This is a genomic window from Geovibrio thiophilus, assembly GCF_004087915.1.
Classification (GTDB): Bacteria; Chrysiogenota; Deferribacteres; order Deferribacterales; family Geovibrionaceae; genus Geovibrio; species Geovibrio thiophilus.
Genome location: NZ_CP035108.1, coordinates 281,531 through 299,315, shown reverse-complemented (window position 1 = coordinate 299,315; position 17,785 = coordinate 281,531). Strand labels below are relative to the sequence as shown.

Below are 17,785 nucleotides of genomic sequence, written 5' to 3'. Positions count from 1 at the left end.
CTCTTTCATTCTATTTAGGAAATGGTCCTGCTGGCAGACCTTCATATAAATCTATCAGCGGCAAAGCATCCCCGAAGAGTTCCCTGCATCTTTCTCTCATCATTTCCTGCTTGCAGTCGGAAGAAAGGATTATGGCATCCGCCTGTGTGGTGTCCCACTCAGAAGCTTTCATCGGAGCATGTCCCCAGAAGATCTTCGTTTTATCAGGATAATCGTCCAAAACCGCCGTTATATGCGGTTTTTTCAGTCTTCCGAACACTTCACACATCCATTCGGTATGTCTGCCGGCACCGAACAGTGCTATCCTTTTTATCCTGTCCTCATTCACCAACTTTTTCAAAGCTTCGGAAACATTATAGCGTTTGGACACAAAGCCGCTATTAAGTCTGCCTTTATCAGCAGTGAAGTACACTGTTGTCTGTGAAACGGGTATATATTTGCCAACATTCTGAAAAAGGCTGATGTAATAACCTATTTCCTTTATTACGTCTCTGCGGTTGTCTATAAACCTGTTCAGCGCATGAGTAACTTCGGGAGTATCCACATTACCATAATCATCCACAAGCATAATCCCGTTTTCTGCCAACAGATGAATGTATTCTTCCATATCCTGCATGGCGTAATACATCCGGTGATCACCGTCCACGTATATGATGTCGTATTCTTTGCTTTTGTATGCTAAATCAAAATATTCGGCAGATGTCATCCGGTGAAGACTGTAGCCTTTGCTGTCATAGTATTTCTTTGCAGATAAATAGATTTTATCAGCATCCGATGGTGAATCCCAGTATGCTCCGGTGTACGGATCAGCATCTGAACCAAGATAGGGATCAACACCGTCATAGCTGATTATATTGAGGGAAGAACTGGCAAAAAGCTTTGTCAACCCTGCCTTAAAAACGCCTATTTCCAATATTCGCACTTCATTTCCTCTGAAGTATTTCTCCATCACTGAGACTATTCCTGCCGGAGCCCGTGCCCCTTCGGAAGGCTTTGACGGAGAACAGAGTTCTTCTATATTAAAAATTGATTTATCAAACATATACATTCAACTTCAGGAACGGCGAATTTTCAAAGGTGAAGCTATTCATTATATCGGCTCCTTTTTTTATTGCCTCAAAGTAATGTTATATTTCTTGTTTAATGATTTCAATATCGGTCATTTTATGTCGGGCAAGAGCCTGAATTCTCTTCGCAAATATTTCAGAGGGCAGAGCATATAATGCTTCATTATCAGAGTACAGGCAATACTTCAGAAGTCTCGCCGCATGTTTTATCCAGTTTTCCTTCATTAAATCTGTAAAACCGTATATCAGGGCGCTGTTAATGGCACTGTTAATATCTTCAGTCCTGAATGCCTCGTAACAGCAGCCCTTATCCCTAAGCTGGTTATAACCTGTCATAACCACAGGCTTCCCTCTGGTCAACGCCATATATGATATCTGCGACAGAACAGTCAACGTGACATCTGCAATATCAATACATTCTTCCACATTTACATCATCAACTATGATGTAATGCTCAGTCCTGAGTAACTCAGGCAGGTAACTTTTGGCATAAGGATGAGGCTTAAATACCATGAACCATCCGTTCAAATCCGCTCTTTGCGCCATATCTTCAAACAGATGGGCTGAACTGCTGTAAAAAGGGGAATGGAACGTGGACGCAGCTATGTCATAAGGGAACATTCCGGAACTGTAATCATTATGACCAGCGACAAAAACTATTTTTTTGTCTATCCCTTCAAGCATCCTGCCGAGCCTACCTCTTTTTGGCTGCTTCGCACGGTTCATTTCAGTGTTCTTTATACATTCAATAGCCTTAACTGCTTTTATGCAGTCAGCCTCATCTACATGCAGGCTGTTGAAAGCCTCAGTGTTAAGGGCTATCCAGCTTTCCCCCATCTGCCCCTTAATATCAAATTGAAAAGTTCCGGGCAGGCAGCCAAATTCCATATAGACAGTTTTTGTACCGGTAAAATCACAGGCTAGTTTCGCTACTTTGAAGAGAGGATGAAACTCATTCCATATAACTGCTATATCAGGTTTATAGCTTTCCAGCATATTAAGCGCATAGCTGTACATTTGTCCGACAGCGGAAAGCGCCTGTTCATAACTGATGTCGTGGTTCTCTTCGAGTGTATATTTAAGATGTACAGCATAGGTTTCAAGAGTATACCTGATATTCCTGTTTTCAGGAAGATTTACAGTTGAGCTTCGCTCAGTACACTTTATCACAGCTTCAGGCGCATTAAATACAAAAGCATTGGGTAAGGCTATATCCGGAAAATTTAATGCTAAGTTGAGTAATAAGTAATGCGATGATTTAGAATGATTTATAACAGATTCCATAAATATATTCTTATCTGATGATCTGTTGTAAAAACCTGCCCACATGATCCTTTCCGAGCATGAATCTGTCAGGGCGGGCAAAGCGGGGGAAGTATTTTTCTCACCGCTGTATTCCACCCAATGGTGCTTAGGTTTCTTCTGAGGCAGAGGGAAATCGTCGTATAAATTTAACAGCGGCAGTGCATCACCGTAAAGACTGATGCATCTTTCCCTGAATACTGCTTGGTTTACATCTGTTGAAAGCAGAAGCGCATCAGCGTCTGAAGGGTTGAAAAGCTCCGCCTTCATGGTTTTTTTCCCGAAAAACATTTTTGTTTCGTCAGGATTGTCATCCAGAACCGCGACGATATCCGGTCTCAGTGATGATGTCATGAGTCTATCCAGCCATTCCGTGTGCCTTCCGGCACCGAATATCGCCAATCGCCTGATGCCTTTATTCTCTGTTAAATCCCTGAAAAAAGATGATAGATAATAGCGCTTGGAGCTTATGGGTTTCTGTGATTCAAGGAGATTTTTGTTTACAGTTAAGTAAACTGTCGTTTGTGACACCGGAACATATTTGCCCGGATTCTGAAACTCGTTTAGATAATAGCCTATACTTGCGATAACATCTCTGTAACTGTGGATGAACTCATTTACTGCTTTTGTAACTTCCGGCGTTCCAACATTTGCATAGTCATCCATGAGGAGAATTCCGCCTTCCGAGAGCATATATACAAACTCTCCAAAATTCTGAAGCGCATACTCAAACCGATGATCCCCATCGACATAAATAATATCATATTCCTTTTTGCCAAAAAAATTGTCAAAATACTCGGAAGAAGTCATTCTATGAAGGCTGAATCCTTGGTTATCGTAGTATTCTTTTGCTTTTTTATATACCGACCCGGCCTCTAAAGAATTTCCCCAGTACAAGCCGGTATAAGGATCATCCTTAGAGCCAAGATACGGGTCAACACCATCGTAAGCTTCAATATTAAGGGATGATTCAGCAAATACCTTGGTCAGGCCTGCCTTAAAAACGCCTATCTCAAGTATCCTGACCTTTTTATTCCCGAAGTGCTTCTCCATTAAGGAAACTATAGCGGCAGGCGCACGAAGATCACTGCTGCTGAAGGGTTGTCTCAGTTTTTTTATGTTAAAAATCGATTTATCTGCCATAAAGTCTCCGGCATAGTTTATTTCGGGTATGGTCCTTGGGACAGACCATCGTATAAATCTAGCAGCGGCAGAGAATCCCCATACAGTTCTTTACACCTTTTTGCAAAAAAATCCTGCTTGCAGTCGGACGAAAGGATTATGGCATCCGCCTGTGCGGCGTTCCACTCAGAAGCCTTCACCGGAGTAAGCCCCCAGAAAATCTTCGTTTCATCAGGATAATCGTCCAAAACCGCAGCTATATGCTCTTTTTTATAATCGGGAATGAATTCGCTGAGCCACTCGGTATGACGCCCTGCACCGAATATTGCAATTCTCGGATAAGTTTCGGTTATTTTATCCAGTCTGAGCTTCAGCATAAGCCGCAGAAAAGCCGGGTAAAATACAGCCTCAGTGTTTTTCGGGAGCATCTGTTCTCCGAATCGATAATCAATACATTCTTTTTTATAGAATTCATTTAGTAACGGAAAAAGAATATTCTCTCTGAAATTATTTCTGTTATGGTCTGTATTTCCGAACACGGCATTGGAATGCTTGCGGTAATAGCCCAGAGATTCCGGTATAGAGACGACATTTCCGAAAAAAATACTGGCACGGGTGAGAAATCCGTCTGCGCTGATTCTGAACTGCGGAGGCACAGGCATAACCTTATTCAGAATCTCCCTTCTGAAACAGAGTCCTGATGTACCTACAAAATGCACAGGTTCTCTTTTCTCTATATAATGATTAAGAATATTTCCCGAATAGAGTGTCGGGTACAGCGGAGAAACTTTTCCATCTTCCCATACATCCACCATATGCTGAAGGAAAGCGTAATTTCCATCCAACAGCCTGTCCCATTTAACAATTGTCTCAAGCTTGTGGGGCATCCACCAGTCATCACTGTCTAAGAAGGCGATTATATCGCCCCTTGATGCCTCAAAGCCTGCGTTAAAGGCAGAGGCCTGTCCGCCGTTTTTCTTGAATATCTTTATTATGCGCGGATCAGAGAAGGAATCTATCACGCTTACTGAATCATCTTTTGAACCGTCATCCACAATTATAAGCTCAAAATTACCGTAAGTCTGGTTCAGTACGCTCTCCACGCACTGAGTGATGAAGCGACCGTAGTTGTAGTTGTTGATAAGAACGGAAATAAAGGGGCTGTCAGTCATCAGAAAACACTCTCCGAATAATTAAAGCAAACTTCTCGGAATTTCATCAGAAGCAAGGGAGCGGTCTGAAACTATTTCAAGCTCAATACCCTTTGAAAGAAGCCATTTATACATCGCTGATGTTGAGGCCGCAATTTTCTCCACTTCATCATCATAAAAACCGGGAGTATTTATCAGTTTAAGATCCGAATCTTCCAGATCTCTGACAATGCTCTTTCCGCCGGGCTGCAAAGTCACGAGCTTACCTTTTCTCAGTAAATTTGATGGCAGTTTATTGAGCATCAGGTGTTCACCCTCTTTGTAGAAATGGGGCATTATCTGCGAATCAGGTATACCTATGTCCCAGCCGGCAATGATGATTTTACTGACTCCCAAATGGACAGCCAGATAAAAACCCAATTCATAGACAATTCCGGGACCAAGAGGGCGGTTTATTGTTTTTTCAAACAGGTAGTCTTCAAAATTCTGTGCAACGCACAGTCTCTTCTGGAGTTTTTCTTCAAGAGGCAAATCGCTACCAGCATTAATCAGGGGGAAAAGAAGATCAGGTAATAAAAAAGGGGTCTCCGGGTCTACAGGATGCTTTTCCGCCAGCAAAATTGGGCGCGGTTCTGCATAGTCATATTTTTTATAATTCCATGAGTTTAGCAAATGAAAATCAGCAATATTCCCAACAGTATCATAAGTTTGTTTCACAGAGACAACGAGTTCGTCTTTTAGCCTCTTGCGAAGGTAATCAGCAGTGTAGTTCCCGAAAGAGGGCCCGCAGGTCAGAATGTACGCCGTTTTTCCGGTGTATGCTCCCTTGAGAACGGAGAGCTTTTCATCTATGCCGTCACATTTCTTAATTTTTTCTCTGATCAATGCTGTTGCTCTGTCCATATATCAAACCTTTTTATATATTTGGATTAAGTTTTCTTACTCTTTCGGCAGTCAATGTCTTGCGTTGTTCAAAGGATGCATAGTGGTGTGTTTCTCTCAATACGCTTCCATTTGCGACAAAAACAAGATCAACCTGTCCCAGAGCATCATCCAGAGGCCTGTATGTGGCTCCGAAAATATCGTAAACAGAAAAATTTCTTTCATTCATAAATGCGACCACATCAAAAAATGTTGGCGATTCTTTATAAAACTGAAATAAAGAGACCTCCATAATCACGATTTCAGTCTCTTTAAGAATTTTCTCTGCACCTTTAAGCACTTCAAGCTCAAAACCCTGAACATCGATCTTTATTACAAACGGTCCCTTAAGACCGTATTTTTCAGTTTCACCGTCCAAGGTCACCACCGGAACGGTTCTTTCCACCCCATCTACATGAGCTCCCTCAGACTCCTTCAAAACAGATGAGCCACTCATATCAGGATGCACATTCATTGTAACGCTTCCTTCTCTGCTCCCGGCAGCAGACAATGTGTAAACTGCCGGATATTCAGATACAATTTTATCCAGAACCCCTTTGTACTCCTCCAGCGGCTCTACCATAAGATAACGTACAGAGTCAAAGACTCCGTACAGTCCGTTTGTTCCGTATGCCACTCCCACATCTATAACCGTCTGAGGATTTACACCCTTATTTTTTATATGGGTAAGCACTGATAAAAGACCGTTACGTTTAAACATTTTTCTCTCCCGCTCAAAATTGTGCTGACTTGGTGCAATCAGGCATGTATGCCTTAAGAAACGAGTATATAGTATATTCTATGGAACAATGAACTATTCTGCCGTAAACATCTTTTTTTATTCCTGCACAGTTGTCCATATGAATTCCCTTATAAAAAGATCTCTGTTCTGCATCCGTGTGCTGATATTTTTTCAGCCAGAAGCATTTGTCTTTCAGCTATATCCGCCGGACTGAGCTGTCCTGTCAGCCCAGCCGCCCTTGTACCTTTATTTGCAGAATATCTGAAAATGAAGGCAGAATCTATTTTTACTTTCCTGAAAATATCCGCTGTAAGTTCAATATCCTCTTCAGTTTCACAGGGAAAACCAGCGATAAGATGGGTTGAAATCACAAGCTCAGGTTTTTCAGTTCGCAATCTGCAAAGCATCTCCGTCACTTTCTCTATATCATAAACTCTGTTCATCCGCCTCAACACTTCCGGACTGCCTGACTGCAATGGAATACCTATCTGAACCACCCGCCCTTTTTGAATAAACCGGATGATTTCAGCACCGTATTTCAGCAGATAACGAGGGTGCACGTCATTGAGGCTCCACTTTACACTTTCATCATCGGAAGCTTTATCCAGTGCGTTCAGCAGTTCAGGATAGCTCAGCCCTATGTCCTCTCCGTAGGAGGCAGGATCATTTGCATGAATTGTTACCCGTTTATGCCCGCAGTCAAGTATGCGCAGATAATCGCTCACGCATTCCTCAAGGGGCTTGCTTTTCAGGCGCCCAAGAGCCATAGGGTGGGAGCAGTAGCTGCAAGAGTTATTGCACCCTTCGCTTATCCTGAGAATCGGCGCGGGCTTTCTCGATTTTACATTGTTCCGCACTTCAACCGGGTTCAGCGCATAAGGATCAAAAGACCTCATAACACTAATATCCGGCTCGAACGAATCCGGAACATCACAGAGTTTCACGGTAAATTCAGGGAAAAACTCTTCTATCCTTTCCGGATTTTTTGTGCTGAAAAATTCGCCTCTGAAAACCTTCTCAAACTCATCATGTGCCATATCCGGCAGACAGCCGTAAACTATCAGCCTTTTGCCCTGTTTTTTGAGTTCCTCAAGCATACCCACAGCAGTTGCGGTGTATGACGAGACAAAGGCGCATGTAACGGCTATAACCGCGTCAGCACTCTCCGCTGTTTCCGCCTCTGTCCATCCGTTGGCGGCGAAGTATCTCTTAAAGCGTTCCGTATCAAGCCCGCGCTTCATGCAGACCTGATTCCCCGCAAAGTATATTTTCATAGATCTATACTGTCTTTATCCATACAATACCGTTCCATTCAAAACCGGAGCGCGACATATACTTTCCTATCTCCCCAAGCTGATTGGGCACGTGCATATTCTGCTCATTCTCCGCATACTCCCACCTGCGCGGGTCATCGGACGGAAATAAAGCCGGAACAGAGAAATCTACCAGCTCAAGGAAGAGCGCCCCGCCCTTTTTGAGTGTTCTCGCTATCCTGCGAAGCTCTTTATCCTGATCTATCACATGACCTATTGAATCAAAGCTCACAAAATCGAAATAACTTTCAGGCAGTTCCGCCCACCAGTCATGAACTGTCAGCCCGATACCGTATTTATCTCTCCTGAAACGGACGAAAGCAGATTGAAGTGCTGAAAGCTCCCTGTAATGGGTTATATACCCCATTGCTGCCATGCTGAGCGCCGCATTTCCCGTCCCCCCCGCATAATCAAGAACTCTTCCGCCAACAGGAACAATGCTTCTGAAAATTGACGGCTCCAAAACGCCGCAACCCGGCGCATGCCTGTGGATGGAGTTGGCGAAGAGATAAAACTTTGATGAAAGATAAAACCAGTGGTCTTCACGCAGAATTTTCGGAGTGGATGACCACTCATCCATAAAAGACAGATTCTCCCTGCGGTATAATAACTCCAGCAAAGCCACTTCCTGTAGTCCGGTAAACTCTTTCAGATCCTCCAGCACATCAAACACTCTGTCTCTGGAAAAGGAGACTTCCGAAGGGAACTCCTTCGGTTCAGGATGTCTGAAAACAGGTTTGTCTTCCTGTACAGGCACTTCAGTCTTGCCTGTGGAATCCTTTAGAAAATTCGCGGTTTCAAGTCCGGCGGTTCGGAGCATTTTGTCAGCCTCATCTGCCGAACCCGCAGTCCGCAGGGCATCAGCGACATTATAAAGTCCACCACTGAGACTTTTGTCACCAGCAAAAGCTTCCAAAGATATTTGTGCTGCTTTTTCCGGCTCAGTGTAAGCATATATCTGCGCTGCGATGACCTTAAACCCCTTGCTCATTCTGCCGGAACAGAGATCCCTGTCAGCAAGCCCTGCTGCGGATAAAGCTGAAGCTCTTTTTCTCTTAAAGAGATTATAAGCTATATGCCCGTACCCGTTAACAGCTTCGGGATGGTCTCCGTAAATGCTCTCCACCATGTTCAGCGCGTCAATTTCTCGTCCACAGAAAGCCATACATTCCGCATGTCTCAAGGCTCCCCACCATTTCTGTCTCTTTTCAGACGCATCTCTTTGAAAGAAATCGAGCGCACGTTCATGTATTCCGCAGTTCATGAGGAAATATCCCAGTCTTGAAAAACAGTCGGCAGAACCGGGATCCGAGTCATACCTTTTTCTGATTATATATTCCGCATCCTGAATCACACTTCCGCCGGACTTCCGAATAATCGCCCTGAATGCCTGAATATCGCTGAACGAAGGGCTGGCTGAGGAGAAGATAATGCTTTCAATATCGATATTATTCATAAATATTCCTCACTCTTCAAAACTGAAAAATAATGGAGATATATCGCTTCGGGTTACGCCATAGGAAAGATCGGGGAAGTTTTCATATAGATCGAATAACGGCAGAAGCTCTCCCTTAGCACTCACTGGTTCTTTACGCATCGCAGATTTTTCTCTCACATAAACTCCGGGACTGAAAAATACAAAAGGTTAATGGCGTTCTGCTCATGTTGTATTTCTGTTTACCATTATCGTATACTCATCAAATATTTTGATTTTCCTGAAGAGGCTCATTCCGAGTTCATAACGTTTCCGCCATGAATCATGCAGGATTACGAGCCCCTTTTCGGCAAGGAACCTGCTGGCCGCAAACATACATTCGTTCCGCCTTCTTCCGTCCACAAACACAAGATCAAATTTTTTACCTGTTGAAAAGGGAAATGTCGCATAATTGTATTCCTCGGCATCCCAAGGCCATATCTGCCCTGTCTGAGAAATGCTGCAAGCCTCCAGATACGGCTGAGAGGGTCTTAATTTCTCCAGAATATCATCCTGATATTTTTTGTTATCGTCTATGCTCAGAATATACTCCGTACCCCATATGCCTGCAAAATAGCTGAAAAGATAGGTGGAATACCCGCTGCCCCATTCCAGAATATGGCGGGGTTTAATATCAAGCGAACACAGAAGAAGGTAAAACTCGTTGGCGTGAACTCTGGCATAAAAGGGCATAGCCTTCCATTCTGAAACAGACAGCATCAGAATATCAAGCACCCTGCTGTCCGGTTCCGCATAATGTCTGAATTCTGGATTCACCACCTTTATATCATTCGGCTCAGTCATCCGATTTTCTCCGTGATGTAAAAAAGATATTCATAGACCATTTGTCAGCAGGAGCGGCATTCTTACGCCGGATGTGCATGCTGCGTATTTCATACGCAAACCCTTTATCTTCGAGAAGATGTAGAATACTTCCCAAACTGTTCTCCGCAGTTTCAGAATCATAATGATACTCAATGAAGCCTGACCCGCAGTTTTCACTCAGGCTGTCCGCCGCTTCCCTAAGCACAGCTTCCTCAGCGCCCTCTATATCCAGCTTAAGAAAATCTGTATATTCGCTCATGTACCCGCTTAAACGAACGGTTTTAACATCTATCCTGCGTGATTCAAGGGCGGAAAACCTCCCCGCAAGCCCTGAGCCCATAGGCATGGACGGGTAAACGGTAAACTGCGCCGTCCCTTCGGAATCACTCAATGCGTAAGGATGCAGGGTAACACTCTCCCATCCGTTGGTTTCTATATTTTCCTTACAGATTTCATAAAGCTCAGGGTTCGGTTCAAAAGCGGCTATAGCAGATGAGGGATAAAGCCATTTGAAATAGGCAAGTGCCATTCCCGCATTCGCACCGCCGTCTATTATGAAAGGTGCTTCCTTCTCGCTGGTAAAATAGTAGTTTTCTTCAAGGAAGATCTCCCTGAACTGCACAAGGACATCAAAAGGACTGACAATTTTCAGCCTGAAACCAAGGACATCAGCGAAACCCGCTCCGGCATTTTCCCGAACCATTTTTTCCAGAGCTACATACTGCAAACCCACAGATATTCCGAACCGTTTTTCCGCTCGTTCAATATCCGCAAGCAAACCATAGTTTTCTGACAGCCTCTCGGCATCAGCCTCAGCATAAATGCCCGTGGAGCGTCCGCGTCTTTTTTCCTCAGCCAGAAGATGAGCAAAACGGGGTGCATCAAATACTGAGGAAAATCTGAGCAGCCGTGAGTATCCGTCTTTCAGTAAAGCATCAGACTCATATGCCGCTTCAACATTTCTCTCAGCATCGGGCATTCTGCCTGTGCGGGCGAGAATCTCCGCATATTTCAGCCTTTGTTCCGATGACATTCTGCCGCCGGCATCGTCCTTTTCAAACCATCTGAGGGCAACGGCATAGTCTTTCTCCCGCATAAACTCAACGGCAATAAGGTAAAAACCGTCTTTCAGGGAGGAATCTGCACTGTATGCCTCGTTAATCAGCTTTTCCGCCATGTCTGCCTGCACAGGCGCAATAATCCGCCCAGCCACAAGCTTAAATCCGTTTGTAATGCGGCCGAGTTCAATATCCCTTTTTACAATTTCAATAACTTCCGCGCGTTCAGCCTTTCCGGTGCGGAGAAGAGCCCACCCCATATGACCGAAGCCGTTCACTGCTGCGGGAGATTCTGAGTATGTTTCCTGAACCATTGCGGAAGCAGTGGCAGCGTCACCGCTCAGTGCAATACATTCAGCATGGCGGAGCTTTCCCCACCATGTTTGCCTGCCGGATTTGGCATCCTTTTCAAACAGTCTGAGAGCCTCATCATACTGCTCCGCATAGGCGAGATAATAAGCAAGGCGGGATAGAGCGTTTTTATATTCATCATCTGTTTTATATATATTTTCCGCGGCTGTTTCAGCCTCAAAAAGTTCAACAGGTTCTGCGTCAGCAGCCTGTTTCAGCTTCTCAAGCCAGCCAAAATCGGCAGGCATTGAGCCGAAAAGCGTTTCAATGAATCCGTTCAAAAAACACTCCGTTTCTGTAAAGATAGAGATAAGCTATGTATCGTAAATTCCGGTGAAATAGTGAGCCTGAAAAGCATTCTCAGCAACAGGTATCCTATCCCATAAGTGTTCCCTGTATGTATAAAAATTATCCTGACGGGCGAAAGAGTCACGAAGCCTCTCCGCGTCCCCATACCTCAGCCCTCCGGAAACCAGCGCAAGAAGAAAATACAATGACGGCAGATTGGTATTTGAAAAAATGTCCTTATCTTCCTCATACAGCCGCCCCATAAAAGCGTGGGCAGATTCAAAATCCGCCAGAAAAACCTTCACGAACGCAGCCTGAAGAAGAGAAAGCGGAGAAAGAACGCAGTCAGTATCCGCCTTTTCCATAAACTGTCTTGCCTCACTCAGGTCTCCGTACAAAACAAAAAGAGCCGAATAAAGAATGTACTGCTCGTTTTTTATATTTCCGGCGGCAGTCTCCCTTGCCAGAATCTCTGCTGCCTCTTCCGCTCTGCCGCCGTGGATAAGTGCACGAATCAGAAAATCCAGCCCCGTGGGATCAAGATTCCCTGCGGCATGTTCCATCAGCATCATGTCCCTCAGCAGCCCCACCACTCTGCGGTCGCCTTCGGGCGTTTTGTCACGCTCAAGATATTTGAACATGAGCATCAGAAGCGGACGGAGTTTTTGTACCGTAATATTTTTTCCTGTCATAAAGCTGCCGGGCAGGAACTCCTCTTCTGCAATTTCAGCACCTTCACTCAAGCGAAGATAATTCCGCAGAAACAGCGCTTCAATATCCCCTGTTGCGGAAACGTCCCTGTGAAGATGCAGAATCTCTTTAAGCTCATCGTACAGCCCTGCGAACATAAGGGTAAAGCAATACTCATATGAATGCTGTTCAGCCTTGCCGAAACTGAAATCAGCCTCACTGATAAATTTCCGCACATATGGGAGCAGAACAGGCACACAGCAAGCCTGTAAAAGCTTTATAAGCTGAGCCTGAGGCTCAGCCGAATAATGTACCATATAAATATTATAAAGATGACCACGTATATAAGCGCTCACTGAGCCGAACTGCCGATGAACAGCCCTCTCCCCTAAAGGGGCGAACAGCTCTCCATCGGCATTGTCTGTGTACACAATCACAGCATTTTCAAGCTGTCGGAGAAAGCTCTTCAGCCTCTCATCCGCGTGTTTTATACTTCCGTTCAAGCCTATAAAGACAGCCCCCGCCGGATATTTTCCCCTTAACTCTGCGGCGCTTGCCCTTATGCTCTTAACTATTACCGAAGCCCCGTTCAGAGCCCGGTTTCCGCCGTTTATGCAATATATCTGCCTGACTGCCTCACGTCCGTATTTTTTATGCAGTCGGTAATATTCCAGCGCTTTTGCTTTATATTCCTCTATGTGAACCCTGCCGCCGGATAAATCTCTCAGCGCCACACCTCCGGCTCCGTTATTCAGTTTTTCATACTCGTTAAAAGCCTCGCCGCTGGGGGAGGGGAATGTGCTCAGATAAACATCTACCACATAGGCATAAACCTGCGGCTCCACCCTCCCCTCGAAAAAGAAGCGGTTTTCAAGCCCGTATTCTTTCAGTTTCGGCAGTATGTTATCCGTGCCTCCGTCTCCGCAGGCAGCGTAAACAGAGTCAGGGCAGGCGAGCATTATCTCAGCGACTGTCTCCAGATAGCCTTCCCCCTCCAGTTTGATAAGCCTGCCGATGCTGCCGAAAACAACAGCTCCTTCGGGGAATTTTTTCCGTATCTCCGCCGACCTCTTTTTCAGAGCCTGCTGTTCCTCGGCAAAGAAAATATCACTCTGCTTCAGGGGAAACCGCTCAAACTCCAGTTCATTCTCCTGCATATTTGTTCCGATATGGGTTATGCGCCTGTCTATACCGTCCACATCGTACTCGAAATTGCCGTGGCACCAGTAGACCTGCTCCGGCGCTGTGCGGCAGGCGAACAGAAAGTTGAATATCTCCCTGTTGTTGCACATGATAAGCTGATCGATGCCGTCATTCATGATCCTTTCACGGAAAATGCGGCACTTCTCAAACCTGCTGTAATAACTGCCTGTGCTTCTGTCAGGTATCAGGGAATGGGCGCTGACATATTTCACGCCCAGCATAGTTATCATCATTATATATTTCTGATCGGACGGACTTTTCTCTATACATTCGTAGTCATAGACAGTGTATTCGTCTTTACTCCCCTCTTTTTTCAGCTTTTCAAGAAGAGAGTAAAGCAGCTTCACAGGGGAGCTCCCCACTATGCGGTCAAAGACGAAGCCGATTCTCTTTGCGCCGTCGGTTTTCTTCTCCCGTGCGCAGGGCTTTATGCCGTATTCAGGGATGACGTTATTAAGAATGTACCTGCTGAAAGGCTTCTCAACCTCTTCATTAAACTGCCTGAACTCTCCTTGAGTGTGGGCGAGATTCATATAAACATGGGAAAGGTGAAGGTGCATGAAAAACACAAGCTCCGTCATATTTTTCTGCATCGCTTTTCTGAAAATGTCCAGCCAGACAGGATAAACAGCCTTAAACTCCCGCTCTATGCCGAAGCATGTCCAGAATATGGGGAAGACCCAGAGAAAGCAGGATTTCTTGGAGTTAAGATCACTGTTCCAGAACCTGCCCTTAAAGATTCGGTTTATAAAAATATCAAGAATGGATTCCTTTGTGAAGAGAGAGCGCATAAGCTCAAGGAAACCGTTCAGGTATTGCTGCCCGGGGAGAAATGTGTTTGTGTTGAGTGTGCAGATACGCTCTAAGAGATCCGCTTTCGCGTCCCTTGATCCTCTGAAAACATCCAGAACAAACATGCAGAACGCCAGATTCAGCCTGCTGTAATGCTGTTTATCATCTTTTATCGCAGAAAACGCTTCGGAAGCTTTTTTATAACAGACACCGTCCGACGAATTTTTCAGCACCTTAAATCCGCTTCTGAAAACAAGATCAGCCGCACGGATGAGCTCATGGCTTATGGCGCCGGATTGTGCCGCAGGGTAGATATAATTCTCCCGCAGCACGGCGAGTATCCTCTGCTGAACCTGTTCAGTCTCCCTGCGGGTGAGCAGTGAATGCTCTTTTTCATAGAGCATCCAGCTTATCGGCGCTTGGACTGCGCCTGCGGAAAGCTCCCGGCAGATGTTTTCCAGATAGCGGTTATGTTTTTCAAAATCAGTCTGAGCGGCAGGATTTCCCAAGCTTCTGTTCCTCCTCTCAGGTGAGTTCTTTTTCTATTTTCTTCATCCTTTCGATGAGATACCTCTTAATGAGAGCCTCCTGCGAATGATCAGGAAAGGTCTCAAGCCCCATCTTGCAGATCTCTTCGCAGAAAATATATTTCAGCTTGCCCCGAAGAATCATCTCCTTGCCCTCATCGAGCGGGAGCGTAAAGCTGATTCTGACTTCCGATTCGGAGCCGACAGTATTCTCTCTCAGGCGGAGTGAAATTCCTCGCAGAGAAACATCGACAATCTCAACCTCTGTGCGGTTTCCTTCCGCAAAAAGCACCGCGGTAATGGGCTTCTCCGGTTGGAGGCGGTAGATCTTCCTTCTGTCAAAAGGTTTTTTCAGGATAACAAGATTGACGAACTCAACAACGCCGCTTGCAGAGTCCATGCTTTTGACATCCGCAGTGATCTGCTGGGGAAGAAGCTTATGGGTAATACATGTATAACCTTCAATCTCAAGAGCCTTTATCTGTTCAGGATGCACCTGCATTATAATGCGGTCATCCCCGCAGATCTCCAGTATCTCAGCGGAGTGAAAGACCCTTAACCCTTTATATGAATTAAGCAGCTTTGCGGTAGTATCGTTGTTCTTTATGAACCTGAACATATCTCTTACTTCGGAGCCGTCTGTTGTTTCTAACTTTTTCAGCGGCTTGCGGAGAAGTTCAAGCGCTTCCAGAAGGCGGGCATGTGAACCCTGCTTCACTGGGCTGTTTTTTATATCATCACAAATTCTGCACAGCGCCCACGCTATAGCTCTGGTAAGCGGAACCACCACAGTCTGTCCGTTCTGTCCCGCGTCTCTTACGGCATTGCTGAAATCCTCCGCCGGCTTGCTTCCGGGAATATCGGTGAAGCAGTTGTCAAAAAACTGTCCGGCTCCGAAAAGAATTTCATGATCCGGCGCCGCTCCGTTCTCATTTTCGTAATATCCGCTGAACACCGAAATAAACTCGCCTTTTTCAAATATGCAGTCTTTCAGCATAATCCACCTTTTAAGACTCTTTATATGTAAGAAAACTTTTTACACATTATAAAGCTCAGAATACATTAAAACAATGATGAAACCAACACTCAATTGATTGATTAAATTACTTATAAGAAAAATGTATGTCGGCTGCATAAATCTAATGTTTATATGTTCACTCTGAATAAATTCTTTTTTTATTATGAAAGAAATTATAGCAGTTTAATGTGATTTTATGAAAAATAAGTTTGAATTTTTAAAAATTATGTTATAGTAATCCCTGAGGGGGGAGTCCTTCTTCTTTCGGAAGGCTCTCATGGAAATAGCTTTATTTTATTATTAAGGGCTGTTTCCGAAAACAATTATCTTTAAAGAGTCCAAAGGAATGAAGGGGGCGTATGCCTCCTTTTTTTAATTTACTAACTTGTTCTGAACAAAACTCCGGTGATATGTTCAGACCTTATAACCCATATGAATAGTTCTTAATTAACGGAGGAAAAATGAAGAAAATTTTTATACCTGTATTTATTCTGGCAGTGGGAGCCATGATTCTGATGAGCGCATGGCCGTCCATAGTTGATTCCAGAAAACCAGTCAACATGTTCATCGCGAAGGCAAAAGCCGAAGGCGCGCTGCCGCTTCTTCAGTTTGTCAACGCGCCTCAGGAAGGCGATGCGGTTCAAGCCGAAATAGCGAAGTTCAACAGCATGTCCGGCGGGATCAAACTTACTGCGGGAGTTTTTCTCGCATCGGAGAATATGGATTCGCTTCTTCATTATAACATTCAGTCGCCTGCCTTTATAATATTCGACGCGGACGGTAAAGTCTCTGTTCAGCAAAACGGACTGGCAAACGCCGCCGAACTGATAAAAATGACACAGGATGTTCATACTCATTAAGAGGATAAATGCGGGAATCTGCTGACAAATGCCCTATGTGCGGGCAAGACAATAAGTGCGCTGCGCTGAAAAAATCAAACGGCACATGCTGGTGTGTGGGCAAGCCTCCGCTTCCTTCGGAGATTCTCACTCAGTACGAATGGCGTCCCTGCTTCTGTGAAAACTGTTACGATAAAATAATTGCGCAGTCAAAGCAGAATCAGCAGTAAAAAAATAAAGGGAACCAGTGACAGGTTCCCTTATTTATTTCATATTAGGAAGTTAACTTAACTACAGCCCAAGCACATCGTACATATTGTACAGACCTTTATCTTTCCCCTTCAGCCATGCGGCGGCGGAGATTGCTCCCTGAGCGAAGGTATCTCTGGTGTGCGCCCTGTGGGTTATCTCTATGCGCTCGCCCTGACCGCAGAACATAACAGTATGCTCGCCGACAATATCGCCCGCGCGGAGGGTCTGCATTCCGATCTCTCTGTCGGTGCGCTCACCGATTATGCCTTTACGGCAGAAAGCTCCGTCCTTGTCGATGTTGCGTCCTGTGGCATTCGCCACAACCTCGCCCATCTTCATGGCTGTTCCGCTGGGAGCGTCTTTTTTAAGCCTGTGGTGAGCCTCCACAATCTCTATGTCGTATGTATTTCCTATGGCTTTCGCCACCATTTCAAGCACCTTGAAGGTGAGGTTAACGCCGAGGCTCATATTCGGGGAAACAAGAAGAGGCATTTTCTCCGATGCTTCCTTAAGCTTCTCAGTCTGCTCCGGAGTAAAGCCCGTGCTGCCGATGACGGCAGGTACACCAAAGCGCACATATCCGGGGAGAGCGTGCATTGTCGGCTCGCAGCCTGTGAAATCTATAATGACATCACAACCTTTCACAGCAGTACCAAGATCCGAAGTTATGCTCACGCCGTTTTTGCCGCAGCCTGCCACTTCTCCCGCGTCCATACTCAGAAATGAGCTTGCCGAATGTTCCAGAGCGCCTTTCAGCTCCGCCTTATCACTTTCCGCCAGAAGGCAGATTATGCGGCGCCCCATTTTGCCTGCGGCGCCGACCATACAAACTTTAACCTTATCCATTAAT

14 protein-coding genes are annotated in these 17,785 nt (G+C 45.1%); 2 read left to right on the top strand and 12 right to left on the bottom strand.

The genetic code is table 11. From position 1 onward, the window contains the following. Nucleotides 1-10: 10 nt before the first annotated feature. From EP073_RS01365 to EP073_RS01315, 11 genes are all read right to left on the bottom strand, one after another. Nucleotides 11-1,042, bottom strand: a complete 1,032-nt coding sequence (locus EP073_RS01365; RefSeq protein WP_164885236.1) for a class I SAM-dependent methyltransferase — start codon at nt 1,040-1,042, stop codon at nt 11-13. Nucleotides 1,043-1,127: 85 nt separating this feature from the next. After that, the gene (locus tag EP073_RS01360) at nt 1,128-3,512 is read right to left on the bottom strand and encodes a class I SAM-dependent methyltransferase (RefSeq protein WP_128465383.1); all 2,385 of its coding nucleotides are present in this window, start codon (nt 3,510-3,512) and stop codon (nt 1,128-1,130) included. A 17-nt stretch (nt 3,513-3,529) separates the two neighbouring features. Next, nucleotides 3,530-4,663 carry a glycosyltransferase family 2 protein gene (locus tag EP073_RS01355; protein ID WP_128465382.1) on the bottom strand — a complete coding sequence of 378 codons (1,134 nt, stop codon included), beginning with the start codon at nt 4,661-4,663 and terminating at the stop codon, nt 3,530-3,532. Between the two features lie 21 nt (nt 4,664-4,684). Beyond that, the gene (locus EP073_RS01350) at nt 4,685-5,545 is read right to left on the bottom strand and encodes a hypothetical protein (protein WP_128465381.1); all 861 of its coding nucleotides are present in this window, start codon (nt 5,543-5,545) and stop codon (nt 4,685-4,687) included. A gap of 13 nt (nt 5,546-5,558) precedes the next feature. Then, nucleotides 5,559-6,284, bottom strand: a complete 726-nt coding sequence (locus tag EP073_RS01345; protein WP_128465380.1) for an FkbM family methyltransferase — start codon at nt 6,282-6,284, stop codon at nt 5,559-5,561. Nucleotides 6,285-6,433: 149 nt separating this feature from the next. Then, on the bottom strand, nt 6,434-7,579 hold the full coding sequence (locus EP073_RS01340) for a radical SAM protein (RefSeq protein WP_128465379.1): 1,146 nt from the start codon (nt 7,577-7,579) through the stop codon (nt 6,434-6,436). Nucleotides 7,580-7,583: 4 nt separating this feature from the next. After that, nucleotides 7,584-9,074, bottom strand: coding sequence for a class I SAM-dependent methyltransferase (locus EP073_RS01335; RefSeq protein ID WP_128465378.1), 1,491 nt, complete (start codon nt 9,072-9,074; stop codon nt 7,584-7,586). A 204-nt stretch (nt 9,075-9,278) separates the two neighbouring features. Next, on the bottom strand, nt 9,279-9,896 hold the full coding sequence (locus EP073_RS01330) for a class I SAM-dependent methyltransferase (RefSeq protein ID WP_128465377.1): 618 nt from the start codon (nt 9,894-9,896) through the stop codon (nt 9,279-9,281). Further along, nucleotides 9,889-11,607, bottom strand: coding sequence for an FkbM family methyltransferase (locus tag EP073_RS01325; protein ID WP_128465376.1), 1,719 nt, complete (start codon nt 11,605-11,607; stop codon nt 9,889-9,891). Before EP073_RS01325 ends, EP073_RS01330 begins: the two co-directional genes overlap by 8 nt. A gap of 33 nt (nt 11,608-11,640) precedes the next feature. Beyond that, complete coding sequence (locus EP073_RS01320) at nt 11,641-14,808, bottom strand: tetratricopeptide repeat protein (RefSeq protein WP_128465375.1); 3,168 nt, start codon at nt 14,806-14,808, stop codon at nt 11,641-11,643. Between the two features lie 16 nt (nt 14,809-14,824). Next, the gene (locus EP073_RS01315) at nt 14,825-15,823 is read right to left on the bottom strand and encodes a PilZ domain-containing protein (protein WP_128465374.1); all 999 of its coding nucleotides are present in this window, start codon (nt 15,821-15,823) and stop codon (nt 14,825-14,827) included. A gap of 482 nt (nt 15,824-16,305) precedes the next feature. Between EP073_RS01315 and EP073_RS01310 the strand changes: the two genes are divergently transcribed. Both EP073_RS01310 and EP073_RS01305 read left to right on the top strand, forming a co-directional pair. After that, nucleotides 16,306-16,704: a hypothetical protein gene (locus EP073_RS01310; protein WP_128465373.1), complete on the top strand. Its 399-nt coding sequence runs from the start codon at nt 16,306-16,308 to the stop codon at nt 16,702-16,704. Nucleotides 16,705-16,712: 8 nt separating this feature from the next. Further along, nucleotides 16,713-16,913 (top strand): cysteine-rich CWC family protein, encoded by a 201-nt coding sequence (locus tag EP073_RS01305; protein WP_128465372.1) that lies wholly within the window; start codon nt 16,713-16,715, stop codon nt 16,911-16,913. Between the two features lie 61 nt (nt 16,914-16,974). Here EP073_RS01305 and dapB read toward each other — a convergent pair whose 3' ends face one another. Further along, entirely contained in the window at nt 16,975-17,781 is an 807-nt protein-coding gene (gene dapB, locus EP073_RS01300) for a 4-hydroxy-tetrahydrodipicolinate reductase (RefSeq protein ID WP_128465371.1), read from the bottom strand. Nucleotides 17,782-17,785 lie beyond the last annotated feature (4 nt).